This is a genomic window from Streptococcus chosunensis (assembly GCF_003626515.1).
Classification (GTDB): Bacteria; Bacillota; Bacilli; order Lactobacillales; family Streptococcaceae; genus Streptococcus; species Streptococcus chosunensis.
This window is the reverse complement of record NZ_RBCK01000001.1, coordinates 535967-548874: the sequence shown is the minus strand read 5'-3', so window position 1 is coordinate 548874 and position 12908 is coordinate 535967. Positions and strand designations below refer to the sequence as shown.

The window sequence follows — 12908 nt, the reverse complement described above, 5'->3', positions numbered from 1 at the left end:
TTTCTCTTTTCCGTATTTTCATTGTATAATAGGATTACATTTACTTACACATGATGAAATGTAAACATTTCTATTTAAAATTAAGGAGAAATTAATGAAAAAGGCAATGGTAATTATCAACCCTACTTCTGGTGGCGAGAAGGCTTTGGATTACAAAGAAAAGCTGGAGAATAAAGCAAAAGAATACTTTGAGCACGTGGAAACCAAAATTACCGAAAAGGAGCTGGATGCAACATATTTTGCTGAGGAAGCTTCTCGTGAGCAGTACGATGCAGTGGTTGTGTTTGGTGGAGATGGTACTGTCAACGAAGTCATTTCGGGTATTGCTGAGAGAGACTACATTCCTAAGTTAGGGATTATCCCTGGTGGGACGGGTAACCTCATTACGAAACTGTTGGAAATCAATCAAGACATCGATGGCGCGATAGATGAACTCGATTTTAACTTAACCAACAAGATTGATATTGGTAAAGCGAATGACAATTATTTTGGTTATATTTTTAGTATCGGTTCTCTTCCTGAAGCGATTCACAATGTTGAAATCGAGGACAAGACAAAATTCGGTATTCTAGCCTATGCTGTAAATACCATGAAGTCTGTCATGACGGATCAGGTCTTTAACATTAAGGTGGAGACAGAAAATGGAAATTATGTTGGTGAAGCTAGCCATGTGTTGGTTCTCTTGACAAATTACTTCGCTGATAAGAAAATCTTTGAAGAAAACAAAGACGGCTATGCCAATATTTTGATTTTAAAAGATGCTTCAATATTCTCCAAATTATCCGTCATTCCTGATTTACTAAAAGGAGATGTTGTCGGCAATGATAATATTGAGTATATCAGAGCGCGTAATATTAAGATCTCTTCAGATAGTGAATTGGAGTCAGATGTTGACGGCGATAAATCGGATAACCTACCTGTAGAAATCAAAGTCCTAGCTCAGCGAGTAGAAGTATTTTCAAAACCGAAAGAGTAGAAGGTAAAAATTAGTTTATTATTCACAACGAAATTAAGTTCTATATCAATGATTGGAGGAGGAATGAATTCTCTATTTGATGAATTTCGAACAATTTGTTCTCATTTAAACCAAATCGGAATCACACCGACGCTCATGGGGTCTTTGGGTTTTGAATACCGTTCAAATGAAGAATGGAGGCCGTCTGACATTGACATTCATGTGCCTGGTGATCCTAGAGGTTGGGAAGCACCTGATCATCTCAGAATTTATGAGTGGGACAAGATAATGAAAGTGATGAAACATTTAGGCTACGCCTTAATAGATATTCATGAACATGAATTCCAAAAAGATGGTCTGAGTGTTGAATTCGGAAGTATCGATTCTTTACCAGATTTTGCAGGAGTTTCGGAATCGGATATAGAGCTGATTCATCTCGATGACATCACTTTTCGCGTTCCAAGTTTGGAACAGTTTTTAAGCATTTACAAGGCTTCTTCCCAAGATTCTTATCGAAATGAGCACAATAACAATAAGGATTTTAAAAAAATAGAGTGGTTGCAAAGATATTTGTAAATCATCATTTGAAAAGTAGCAAGTTGTAAGACTGGCTACTTTTTTATTTATAGAACCAAACCACTAGAATCTACGGACAAGCCTTGAAAATAAAATACGAAAGTAGTATACTAGAATCACAATTATGAAAACGTTTGCGTAAAATTGGAATTAAAACTCTAGGAGACAAATTAATGGAATTAAGTGCTATTTACCATAGACCTGAGTCAGAGTATGCCTATCTTTACAAGGATAAGAAACTTCATATTCGGATTAGAACTAAGAAAGGGGATATTGAAAGCATCAACTTGCATTATGGTGATCCTTTTATTTTTATGGAGGAGTTCTATCAAGATACAAAGAAAATGGCCAAGATAACTTCTGATGCCTTATTTGACCATTGGCAGGTTGAAGTGTCCGTCGACTTTGCACGTATCCAGTATCTCTTTGAACTCAAGGATACAGAAGGCCAAAGCATTTTGTATGGCGATAAAGGGTGTGTGGAAAATTCTCTAGAAAATCTTCATGCCATTGGAAACGGATTTAAGTTGCCTTATCTTCATGAAATTGATGCCTGTATGGTTCCTGACTGGGTTTCAAATACGGTATGGTATCAGATATTTCCTGAGAGATTTGCTAATGGAAATGCTCTATTAAACCCAGAAGGGACTTTAGACTGGGATTCATCTATCACACCTAATAGTGATGATTTCTTTGGTGGTGATTTACAGGGGATTATTGACCATCTGGATTACTTGCAAGACTTGGGAATTACTGGACTCTATCTTTGTCCCATCTTTGAATCTACAAGCAATCACAAGTACAATACGACAGATTACTTTGAAATTGACCGTCATTTTGGGGATAAAGAGTCCTTTCGGGAGCTGGTCGAGCAAGTTCACCAGCGTGGCCTGAAAATCATGCTGGATGCTGTATTTAACCATATTGGTTCGCAATCGCCTCAATGGCAAGATGTTGTCGAAAATGGTGAGCAATCTGCTTATAAAGATTGGTTCCATATACAACAATTCCCAGTGACGACTGATAAGCTTGCTAATAAGAGAGACTTGCCCTATCATGCTTTTGGTTTTGAGGGCTATATACCTAAGCTAAATACAGCCAATCCAGAGGTTAAGGAGTATCTTTTAAAGGTTGCGACTTATTGGATTGAAGAATTTGATATCGATGCTTGGCGTTTGGATGTGGCTAATGAGATTGACCATCAGTTTTGGAGGGATTTTCGTAAGGCAGTTTTAGCTAAAAAGCCTGATCTTTATATCCTAGGAGAAGTCTGGCATACATCTCAGCCTTGGCTAAATGGGGATGAGTTCCATGCAGTCATGAATTATCCTTTATCTGATAGTATCAAGGAGTATTTCTTACGAGGAATTAAGAAGACAGATCAGTTCATCGATGAAATCAATGTCCAATCTATGTATTACAAACAGCAGATTTCAGAGGTTATGTTTAATCTCTTGGATTCTCATGATACAGAACGTATTTTGTGGACGGCCAATGAGGATGTTCAACTGGTTAAATCAGCCCTAGCCTTTCTCTTTTTACAAAAAGGAACACCTTGCATCTATTATGGAACAGAGTTATCCTTGACTGGCGGTCAAGACCCAGATTGTCGTCGTTGTATGCCTTGGGAACGTGTATCAAGTGACAATGATATGCTGAATTTTATGAAGAAACTAATCAAGATTCGCAAACACACATCATCAATCATTCAGCATGGTAAGTATAGCCTTCAAGAAATCAAAGCTGATGTAGTAGCTTTGGAATGGAAATACGATGGACAGGTCCTAAAAGCAATATTCAACCAATCAAAAGAAGAGTATCTTTTAGAGAAGGAAACCGTAGCACTAGCAAGCAATTGCCAAGAATCGGAGAATCAGCTTGTCATCTCTCAAAAAGGATTTGTGATTTTTCATTAAAGAGCAATTAAGAGTGACAGGAAAATTGTAGTATAGAGAGCATTTTACAAACAGACTATTTGTCGTCTTGCTACAATTGGTATATAATTTAACTTAGAGAAAATAGGAGGACTAATCGAATGGAATTAAAAGATTTTACAGAAAAAGAACAGGAAATGATTAAGAAGGGGCTTACGACGTCTAAGATTAGTGACAAGGAAACTGCTGAGAAAATTCTTGCACTAGTACCACAAGACTTGATTAAGCGAATCCCATTTTTCGTCAGAAAACATGCTACAACACGTACTATTAAACGCATTTCAATTGAACACCCTGAACTATACGCTGCAGCGCAAACCAGTGGTGAAATTCCAGAAAAAGAACGCGAAGAATTACGTCAGATTATCACAACTATCTTTGAACAAAAGATGAATAAGCATAGTATTCGTTAAATACAAAATCCGAGAACTAGAGCCTTCTAGTTCTTTTTATATCCGTTTTCACACTATTAAACTTATATAAATCTATATAAAACAATATATTTCCGAACAAAAATAGATATTTTTTTAAAAAGTACTTTACAGAGTGTTTGAAGTATGATATAGTAATAAGGCTTAGAAAATGAGATGATGTTTTCTAGCAAATATAAACCCGAGTAAAAAATGCCTACGGACAGGCAGGGTTGAATGCCGAAGCGTGGTTGAAAAACCACATTATTGATAGGGTTAAAAGCCTACTTTTATAAGTTGATGTTAGGACACTTGTCCTAATTCATAAATTTTTAGTGTGGTGAAAGCACACGTCATCTTGTGAAACGATCAATAAAGTACGTAATATTTGCTACTAGAGAGTTAGGAAACATCGGGAACAGACATACTCAACAGAAACAAACATAAAAACGTCAGAAGATTGCAGAGCAGGTGAAAACCTGCTCTTTTTTCATGAGTCAACCTTTAGTCGCCTTCGTCTTCTTGAAGCGCTAAAAATACGGTAAAGGAGTATGTCTTGAAAGAGTTAGATCAAAACCAAGCCCCAATTTATGAGGCCTTGGTGAAGTTACGCAAGAAACGGATTGTTCCCTTTGATGTTCCAGGTCACAAGCGTGGACGGGGAAATCCAGAACTTGTCGAACTTTTAGGTGAAAAATGTGTTGGCATAGATGTCAATTCGATGAAACCCTTGGATAATCTTGGTCACCCCATTTCGATTATTCGGGATGCAGAGAAGCTGGCTGCAGATGCTTTTGGAGCTAGCCATGCTTTTCTCATGATTGGAGGAACAACTTCATCGGTGCAGACTATGATTCTGGCAACCTGCAAGGCTGGAGATAAGATTATTCTGCCACGTAATGTCCACAAATCTGCTATTAATGCGTTGGTTCTATGTGGTGCTATTCCCATCTATATCGAGATGAGTGTGAACCCTAAAATTGGTATCGCTTTAGGGCTCGAAAATGATCGAGTAGCCCAGGCTATTAAGGATCATCCAGATGCAAAAGCAATTTTGATAAACAATCCTACTTACTACGGCATCTGTTCTGACCTAAAGGGGTTGACAGAAATGGCTCATGAAGCTGGCATGATGGTTTTAGTGGATGAAGCCCACGGAGCGCATTTGCATTTCACTGATAAACTTCCAATTTCTGCTATGGATGCAGGGGCTGATATGGCAGCAGTTTCCATGCATAAGTCTGGGGGGAGTTTGACACAGAGTTCGATTCTTTTAATTGGAGATCAGATGAATCCTGAGTACGTTCGCCAGATAATCAACCTGACCCAGTCAACATCCGCCTCTTATTTGTTGATGGCTAGTTTGGATATTTCACGTCGCAACTTGGCCCTTCGTGGTAAAGAGTCGTTTGAGAAAGTCATTGAGCTATCCGAGTACGCTCGCCGTGAAATCAATGCCATTGGTGGCTACTATGCCTATTCAAAAGAGTTAATAGACGGAGTGTCCGTTTGCGATTTTGACGTAACCAAGTTGTCAGTTTACACTCAGGGGATTGGCTTAACAGGGATTGAAGTTTATGATCTCTTACGAGACGAATACGACATCCAGATTGAGTTTGGTGATATTGGCAATATCTTGGCCTATATTTCGATTGGTGACCGCATCCAAGACATCGAGCGCTTGGTAGGTGCTTTGGCTGATATCAAGAGACTCTATTCACGAGATGGGAAGGACTTGATAGCTGGAGAATATATTCAGCCCGAGTTGGTGCTGTCTCCACAAGAAGCCTTCTATGCAGAAAGAAAAAGTTTGTCTTTAGACGAATCTGTTGGACAAGTATGTGGGGAATTTGTCATGTGCTATCCTCCAGGGATTCCTATCTTGGCTCCTGGTGAACGCATTACACGTGAAATTGTAGACTATATCCAATTTGCCAAGGAACGTGGTTGCTCCCTCCAAGGGACAGAAGATCCTGAGGTCAATCACATCAACGTCATTAAGAGAAAGGAGAACTAGATGGATTTATGGTTTTCTGAAGTTCATACTCCAGATGTGAAATTGTCCCTGAGAACAGCCAAGCAACTCTACGCTGGTAAAAGTGAATGGCAGGATATCGAAGTCTTAGATACACCAGCTTTTGGAAAGATTTTGATTTTAAATGGGCACGTCTTGTTCTCAGATGCGGATGATTTTGTCTACAATGAAATGACCGTTCATGTTCCCATGGCTGTGCATCCCAATCCCAAGAAAGTTTTGGTAATAGGGGGTGGCGACGGCGGTGTTGCCCAAGTATTAACACTCTATCCTGAGCTGGAACAAATCGATATTGTAGAACCTGATGAAATGTTGGTAGAGGTTTGTCGTGAGTATTTTCCAGACTTTGCTGCAGGGCTAGATGATCCTCGTGTCACCATTTACTATCAAAATGGGCTACGCTTTTTGCGAAACTGCGAAGATGATTACGATATCATTATCAACGATGCGACAGATCCCTTTGGACATACGGAAGGGCTCTTTACCAAGGAATTTTACGGAAACAGTTATCGTGCTCTTAAAGAAGACGGAATCATGATTTACCAGCATGGGAGTCCTTTCTTTGACGAAGATGAGTCAGCTTGCCGAAGCATGCACCGCAAGGTCAATCAAGCCTTTCCAATTAGTCGGGTCTATCAGGCCCATATACCAACTAGCCCGGCTGGTTATTGGTTGTTTGGATTTGCATCGAAAAAATACCACCCTGTCAAAGATTTTGACAAGGAAGGCTGGAAAGAACGCCAGCTTTTCACAGAATACTACACTGCAAACTTACACGTGGGAGCCTTTATGTTGCCCAAGTATGTTGAGGACATTTTAGAAGAAGAGGAAGGAAAAAAATGAGTCGTTTACTAGTTATTGGATGTGGGGGCGTTGCCCAAGTTGCTATTTCAAAGATTTGCCAAGATAGCGAAACATTTACAGAAATTATGATCGCTAGCCGTACCAAATCAAAATGTGATGACTTGAAAGCGAAGCTAGAAGGTAAAACAAGTACAAAGATTGAGACAGCTGCTCTTGATGCTGACAAGGTAGAAGAAGTGATTGCCCTGATTGAAAGCTATAAGCCAGAAGCTGTTTTGAACGTAGCTTTACCATATCAAGATTTAACAATTATGGACGCTTGTTTGGCAACAGGTGTTCACTATATCGATACAGCCAACTACGAAGCAGAAGACACAGAAGACCCTGAATGGCGTGCTATTTATGAGAAACGTTGCAAAGAACTTGGTTTTACCGCCTACTTTGACTACTCATGGCAATGGGCTTATCAGGAAAAATTCAAAGAAGCAGGCTTGACTGCTCTCCTTGGATCTGGCTTTGACCCAGGTGTGACTAGTGTCTTTTCTGCCTATGCTCTCAAACACTACTTTGATGAAATCCACTATATCGACATTTTAGACTGTAATGGTGGTGACCACGGTTATCCATTTGCAACAAACTTTAACCCAGAAATCAATCTCCGCGAGGTTTCTGCGCCAGGTTCTTACTGGGAAGATGGAAAATGGGTCGAAGTCGAAGCTATGTCTATCAAGCGTGAGTATGATTTCCCTCAAGTTGGACAAAAAGACATGTATCTCCTCCACCACGAAGAAATCGAATCATTGGCTAAGAACATTCCTGGTGTTAAACGCATTCGCTTCTTTATGACCTTTGGTCAATCTTATCTAACTCATATGAAATGTTTGGAAAATGTTGGTCTCCTTCGTACAGATGCCATTAACTTTAATGGCCAAGAAATTGTTCCAATTCAATTTTTGAAAGCGCTACTTCCAGATCCAGCCAGCCTTGGCCCACGTACTGTAGGTAAAACCAATATCGGTTGTATCTTTACAGGTGTCAAAGACGGCGTTGAAAAGACTATTTATATCTACAATGTTTGCGACCATCAGGAATGTTATGCGGAAGTTGGTTCACAAGCCATTTCTTACACAACAGGCGTTCCGGCCATGATTGGGACAAAATTGGTTATGAACGGTACTTGGAAACAAGCTGGAGTGTATAACCTTGAGGAGTTGGATCCAGATCCATTTATGGAAGCTTTGAATGAGTTTGGTTTGCCTTGGGTTGTGGTTGAAAATCCACAAATGGTGGACTGATGAAGTTAGAACAAGTACCAACACCAGCCTATGTTATTGACTTAGCCAAGTTAGAAGCCAACTGCCGTATCCTACAATATGTTCAAGAAGAAGCTGGTTGCAAGATTTTGCTTGCCCAGAAGGCCTATTCCCTCTACAAAACCTATCCCTTGATTAGCCAGTATCTGTCTGGTACGACAGCTAGTGGACTTTATGAAGCCAAATTGGCAAGGGAAGAATTTCCTGGTGAAGTCCATGTTTTTGCACCTGCTTTCAAAGATTCAGACATGGAAGAATTACTTGAAATCACTGACCACATTGTCTTTAATTCTGAGAGACAGTTGCGTAAACATGGGGCCCGTTGTCGGGAGGCTGGTGTCAGTGTTGGTTTGCGCATCAACCCTCAGTGTTCAACTCAAGGAGATCACGCGCTCTATGACCCTTGTGCACCAGGTTCTCGTTTTGGCGTTACACTAGATAAAATTCCTAATGATTTGCTGGATTTGGTAGACGGTCTTCATTTTCATACGCTTTGCGAGCAAGGTTCAGATGATTTAGAGACAACTTTGAAAGCAGTAGAAGCGCAGTTTGGTTCTTATTTGCATGAAGTAAAATGGCTCAACATGGGTGGAGGACACCACATCACAAGAGAAGACTATGATGTGGATTTGCTGATTTCTGAAATCAAGCGTATACGAGAAACTTACAATCTTGAAGTCTATATCGAGCCGGGTGAAGCTATTGCGCTCAATGTAGGTTATCTAGCAACTGAAGTATTAGATATTGTAGAAAACGGCATGGAAATCTTGGTTTTAGATGCCTCTGCGACCTGCCATATGCCTGATGTACTTGAGATGCCCTATCGCCCACCTTTGAGAAATGGCTTTGAGGCACAGGAAAAAGCCCATACTTATAGACTTTCTTCCAATACCTGTCTGACGGGCGATGTGATTGGTGATTATAGCTTTGAAAATCCAGTCCAAATCGGAGACAGACTTTATTTCGAAGACATGGCCATTTATTCTTTTGTCAAAAATAATACCTTTAATGGTATTGGATTGCCAAGTCTCTATCTTATGGACGAGCAGGGTGAGTGCAGCTTAGTCAAAGCCTTTGGCTATCAAGATTTTAAAGGGAGATTATCATGATGGACAGTCCCAAAAAATTAGGCTATCGCATGCCAGCAGAGTACGAACCCCATCATGGTACCCTCATGATATGGCCGACTCGACCAGGTTCATGGCCTTTTCAAGGTAAAGCTGCTAAAGCAGCATTTAGCCAGATTATAAAAAACATTGCAAAAGGGGAAATAGTCTATCTTTTGGTGGACCAAGACTACTTAGCTGAAGCCCAATCCTATCTTGGAGACAAGGTTGTTTATTTAGACATTCCCACCAATGACGCCTGGGCGCGTGATACAGGTCCTACCATTCTTCTTAATGATAAAAGGGAAAAGTTGGCGGTAGATTGGTCTTTCAATGCCTGGGGTGGTGCTGTTGACGGTCTCTACCAAGACTATGAAGCAGATGACCAAGTAGCCAGTCGCTTTGCAGAAGTTTTAGAGATACCTGTTTATGATGCCAATCCTTTTGTACTGGAAGGCGGTGCAATCCATAGCGATGGTCAAGGAACCATTCTCGTGACTGAAAGTTGCTTGCTTAGCCCTGGTCGCAATCCTCATCTGACTAAAGAGGAAATCGAGAATACCTTATTAGAGAGCCTTGGCGCTGAAAAAGTTATTTGGCTTCCTTATGGTATTTATCAGGACGAAACCAATGAACACGTTGACAACGTTGCAGCCTTTGTTGGTCCTGCAGAGCTTGTTTTAGCTTGGACAGATGATCAAAACGATCCTCAGTATGCCATGTCAAAAGCAGATCTCGAACTCTTAGAAAAGGAAACAGATGCAAAAGGTCGTCCCTTCACCATTCATAAGCTTCCAATTCCAGCTCTACATCAAGTTGTAACCAAAGAGGATTTGCCAGGCTACATCTATGAAGAAGGAGAAGAAGAGCGATACGCAGGTGAACGACTAGCAGCTTCCTACGTAAACTTTTATATCGCCAATAACGCTGTCCTTGTTCCCCAGTTTCAAGATAAAAACGATCAAGTGGCCTTAGATATCCTCAGTAAGTGTTTCCCAGACCGTAAAGTTGTCGGAATTCCAGCCAGAGATATTCTCTTAGGTGGTGGCAATATCCACTGTATCACCCAACAAATCCCAGAATAGGAGAAAAAGATGAGAAATGTAAGAGTTGCAGCCATTCAGATGCAATGCGCTAAGGATGTGGCAACAAATATCCAAACCGCAGAGCGTTTAGTACGTCAGGCTGCAGAACAAGGGGCACAAATTATTCTTTTACCCGAATTGTTTGAACGTCCATACTTTTGTCAGGAACGCCAGTATGACTACTACCAGCATGCCCAGTCGGTGACAGACAATACAGCTATTCAGCATTTTAAAACCATTGCCAAGGAGCTACAGGTCGTTTTACCGATCAGTTTCTATGAAAAAGATGGCAATGTCTTGTATAACTCTATTGCAGTTATTGACGCTGATGGAGAAGTGCTGGGCGTTTATCGGAAGACCCACATACCAGATGATCATTATTATCAAGAAAAGTTTTATTTCACGCCTGGTAATACTGGTTTCAAGGTATGGGATACTCGCTATGCCAAGATTGGTATTGGTATCTGCTGGGATCAATGGTTTCCTGAAACAGCGCGCTGTCTTGCATTGAATGGTGCTGAATTGCTCTTTTATCCTACAGCCATCGGTTCAGAGCCAATTTTGGATACGGACAGTTGTGGTCATTGGCAACGTACCATACAAGGACACGCAGCAGCGAATATTGTCCCTGTTATCGCAGCTAATCGCTATGGTTTGGAAGAAGTCACTCCAAGTGAGGAAAATGGTGGACAGAGTTCCAGTCTTGACTTCTACGGTTCCTCCTTTATGACAGATGAAACTGGTGCTATTCTAGAGCAAGCTGAGAGACAAGCTGAAGCTGTTCTGTTAGCTACTTATGACCTTGATAAGGGAGCAAGCGAACGCCTAAACTGGGGCTTGTTTCGAGATAGAAGACCCGAAATGTATCAACGTATTACGGACTAGTAGGATAGAAATGAGAGATTCATTCTGCTAGATTAACTTCTTATTTTCAACTATAAGGATACTATGTTGTCTAGTAAGTGGATTTCATATTTTAACTCTCTAAGGCTTTCTCGCGCTTTTATGCGAGGAGCTTTTCTGTTTAAGCTTTATCAATAAAACATGCTATAATAGTTGCAGAAAGGTTGGTATTTATGGCTAGGATATTGGTTATTGAAGACAATAGTGACATTCAAGAGATTTTACGAACACTTCTTACTGAGGAGCATGAGGTGATTCAAGCCTTTTCTGGTACAGAAGGAATCATGCGTTTTGACCAAGGTGGGATTGACCTCATTTTGCTAGATATCATGCTTCCTGGGAAAAATGGGGATCAGGTTTTAAAAGCCATCAGGGAACAAAGTCAAACTCCAGTCATTATGCTAACAGCTTTGAGCGATAAGAAGTTAATCAGTCAATACCTCTTAGACGGTGCCAATGATTACATAGTGAAACCTTTTGATTTGGACGAAGTCTTTGCCAGAGTTACTGTTCAATTACGTCAAAGCGCAGAAAAACAGCCTATAGAACTAGGAAAAACTGAAAATCTGCCACAAAACTTGAAAAATATCCAGTTTGATGCAGAAAGTTTTGAAATCAAAAATAGCCAGGAAACCATTCGCCTGGCTAAGAAAGAATGCTTGATTCTCCAAACTCTCCTTAAACACCCTAAGAAAATTTTCACCAAGGAAGAACTTTATGAATTGGTCTGGGAGGATAGCTATCTACCTGGAGATAATACCCTCAATACGCATTTGAGTAATCTTCGTAAAAAATTAAACCAGCTTGATCCAACTCAGGAATACATTGAAACCATTTGGGGAGTTGGGGTAAGATTAAAAGGAGATAAGCAATGACCTACATGATAATCGTTGTCCTACTGGTTCTCCTAATTATTTTATCGATTGCATTGATTCGCTACCATCTAGCACTTAAAAACTTGAGTCAACAGATTGAAGACAAGATTCTCACGGGTAGTATGAAAAGAGTTGGCGCCAGCATTTTTTCCAAACATTTTTTACAGCTCTACCAGCAGATTGAGAATCTATTTCAGGAAGTGGAACAATCTCGGTTGGTGATGAAAAGGGAAAAGCAGACTCTGGATATGGCCATCAGCAATATCGCTCATGATATTCGGACACCTTTGACTATCGCTTCAGGTTACACCCAACAATTGATAAAAACTCCTGAAAACCAAGCAGAAACCTTACAAAAAATCGCCCAGCATCTTGATTTAGTTTCCAAACGTTTGGAGGCTCTCCTAGAATACCGTCGGTTGATGGAAGGAGCTGTTAAGCCGAAACTAGAAGAAGTAGATATTTCAGCTTTTATCACCAAAAAGACTCTGGCTTATTATGATGTTTTTCAGGCGGCAAATATCACCCTTGATTTTAAGGTTGAAGCTGGTTTAAAAATGAGGACCGATGAAGACTTGCTGGATCGAATTTTACAAAATTTGCTCGGAAATGTCCTCAAACATGGCAAGGAAGAAGCGCGTCTATCTTTGCGAAAGGAAAAGGAACAGCTTGTCTTAGAGATTGCAAACCTTGTCAAACAACCCATCAAAAAAATAGAAAATCTTAGCAATCGTTTTTATTCTGAAAATCTATCAGACACGGAAGAATCCTCTGGTTTAGGTCTTTATATCACTGAGGAATTATGCCATCTTCTCGGTGCAGAGATGAAACTAAGCACAGATGGGCAGTGGTTGTCGGTTTTCATTTATTTTTAACGAAAAGAAACCTCCTCTGTAGGCTAGAGGAGGTCAT

At 40.3% G+C, this 12908-nt stretch carries 12 protein-coding genes; all 12 read left to right on the top strand.

Annotated features, from left to right (window positions below):
• The first annotated feature begins 94 nt into the window (after positions 1-94).
• The 12 genes from D7D54_RS02620 to D7D54_RS02565 all read left to right on the top strand — a co-directional run bounded on the left by D7D54_RS02620 (position 95) and on the right by D7D54_RS02565 (position 12871).
• Positions 95-976: a diacylglycerol/lipid kinase family protein gene (locus D7D54_RS02620; protein WP_120718776.1), complete on the top strand. Its 882-nt coding sequence runs from the start codon at positions 95-97 to the stop codon at positions 974-976.
• Positions 977-1039: 63 nt separating this feature from the next.
• On the top strand, positions 1040-1531 hold the full coding sequence (locus tag D7D54_RS02615) for a phosphoribosylanthranilate isomerase (protein WP_020901360.1): 492 nt from the start codon (positions 1040-1042) through the stop codon (positions 1529-1531).
• A gap of 173 nt (positions 1532-1704) precedes the next feature.
• On the top strand, positions 1705-3447 hold the full coding sequence (locus D7D54_RS02610) for a glycoside hydrolase family 13 protein (protein WP_120718775.1): 1743 nt from the start codon (positions 1705-1707) through the stop codon (positions 3445-3447).
• 119 nt (positions 3448-3566) lie between these two features.
• Entirely contained in the window at positions 3567-3878 is a 312-nt protein-coding gene (locus D7D54_RS02605; protein ID WP_020901364.1) for a hypothetical protein, read from the top strand.
• A 553-nt stretch (positions 3879-4431) separates the two neighbouring features.
• A complete protein-coding gene (locus D7D54_RS02600; RefSeq protein ID WP_120718774.1) occupies positions 4432-5892 on the top strand; it encodes an aminotransferase class I/II-fold pyridoxal phosphate-dependent enzyme in 1461 nt (486 codons plus the stop codon).
• On the top strand, positions 5893-6753 hold the full coding sequence (gene speE, locus D7D54_RS02595; protein ID WP_000366711.1) for a polyamine aminopropyltransferase: 861 nt from the start codon (positions 5893-5895) through the stop codon (positions 6751-6753). It begins immediately after the preceding gene.
• On the top strand, positions 6750-8009 hold the full coding sequence (locus D7D54_RS02590) for a saccharopine dehydrogenase family protein (protein WP_120718773.1): 1260 nt from the start codon (positions 6750-6752) through the stop codon (positions 8007-8009). Before speE ends, D7D54_RS02590 begins: the two co-directional genes overlap by 4 nt.
• Positions 8009-9136 carry a carboxynorspermidine decarboxylase gene (gene nspC / locus D7D54_RS02585; protein ID WP_020901366.1) on the top strand — a complete coding sequence of 376 codons (1128 nt, stop codon included), beginning with the start codon at positions 8009-8011 and terminating at the stop codon, positions 9134-9136. Before D7D54_RS02590 ends, nspC begins: the two co-directional genes overlap by 1 nt.
• Complete coding sequence (gene aguA / locus D7D54_RS02580; RefSeq protein ID WP_120718772.1) at positions 9133-10218, top strand: agmatine deiminase; 1086 nt, start codon at positions 9133-9135, stop codon at positions 10216-10218. The genes nspC and aguA overlap by 4 nt, the downstream gene beginning before the upstream one ends.
• 9 nt (positions 10219-10227) lie before the next feature.
• Positions 10228-11103, top strand: coding sequence for an N-carbamoylputrescine amidase (aguB, locus tag D7D54_RS02575; RefSeq protein ID WP_120718771.1), 876 nt, complete (start codon positions 10228-10230; stop codon positions 11101-11103).
• A 191-nt stretch (positions 11104-11294) separates the two neighbouring features.
• Complete coding sequence (locus tag D7D54_RS02570) at positions 11295-11996, top strand: response regulator transcription factor (RefSeq protein ID WP_120718770.1); 702 nt, start codon at positions 11295-11297, stop codon at positions 11994-11996.
• Positions 11993-12871, top strand: coding sequence for a sensor histidine kinase (locus D7D54_RS02565; protein WP_120718769.1), 879 nt, complete (start codon positions 11993-11995; stop codon positions 12869-12871). The genes D7D54_RS02570 and D7D54_RS02565 overlap by 4 nt, the downstream gene beginning before the upstream one ends.
• Positions 12872-12908: the final 37 nt, after the last annotated feature.

Bases quoted from the DNA above. Each gene is read 5' to 3' on its own strand.
- D7D54_RS02610 (WP_120718775.1), top strand. From the start codon at position 1,705: ATGGAATTAAGTGCTATTTACCATAGACCTGAGTCAGAGTATGCCTAT.
- nspC (WP_020901366.1), top strand. From the start codon at position 8,009: ATGAAGTTAGAACAAGTACCAACACCAGCCTATGTTATTGACTTAGCC.
- speE (WP_000366711.1), top strand. From the start codon at position 5,893: ATGGATTTATGGTTTTCTGAAGTTCATACTCCAGATGTGAAATTGTCC.
- D7D54_RS02565 (WP_120718769.1), top strand. From the start codon at position 11,993: ATGACCTACATGATAATCGTTGTCCTACTGGTTCTCCTAATTATTTTA.
- aguA (WP_120718772.1), top strand. From the start codon at position 9,133: ATGATGGACAGTCCCAAAAAATTAGGCTATCGCATGCCAGCAGAGTAC.
- D7D54_RS02590 (WP_120718773.1), top strand. From the start codon at position 6,750: ATGAGTCGTTTACTAGTTATTGGATGTGGGGGCGTTGCCCAAGTTGCT.
- D7D54_RS02620 (WP_120718776.1), top strand. From the start codon at position 95: ATGAAAAAGGCAATGGTAATTATCAACCCTACTTCTGGTGGCGAGAAG.
- D7D54_RS02615 (WP_020901360.1), top strand. From the start codon at position 1,040: ATGAATTCTCTATTTGATGAATTTCGAACAATTTGTTCTCATTTAAAC.
- aguB (WP_120718771.1), top strand. From the start codon at position 10,228: ATGAGAAATGTAAGAGTTGCAGCCATTCAGATGCAATGCGCTAAGGAT.
- D7D54_RS02605 (WP_020901364.1), top strand. From the start codon at position 3,567: ATGGAATTAAAAGATTTTACAGAAAAAGAACAGGAAATGATTAAGAAG.
- D7D54_RS02570 (WP_120718770.1), top strand. From the start codon at position 11,295: ATGGCTAGGATATTGGTTATTGAAGACAATAGTGACATTCAAGAGATT.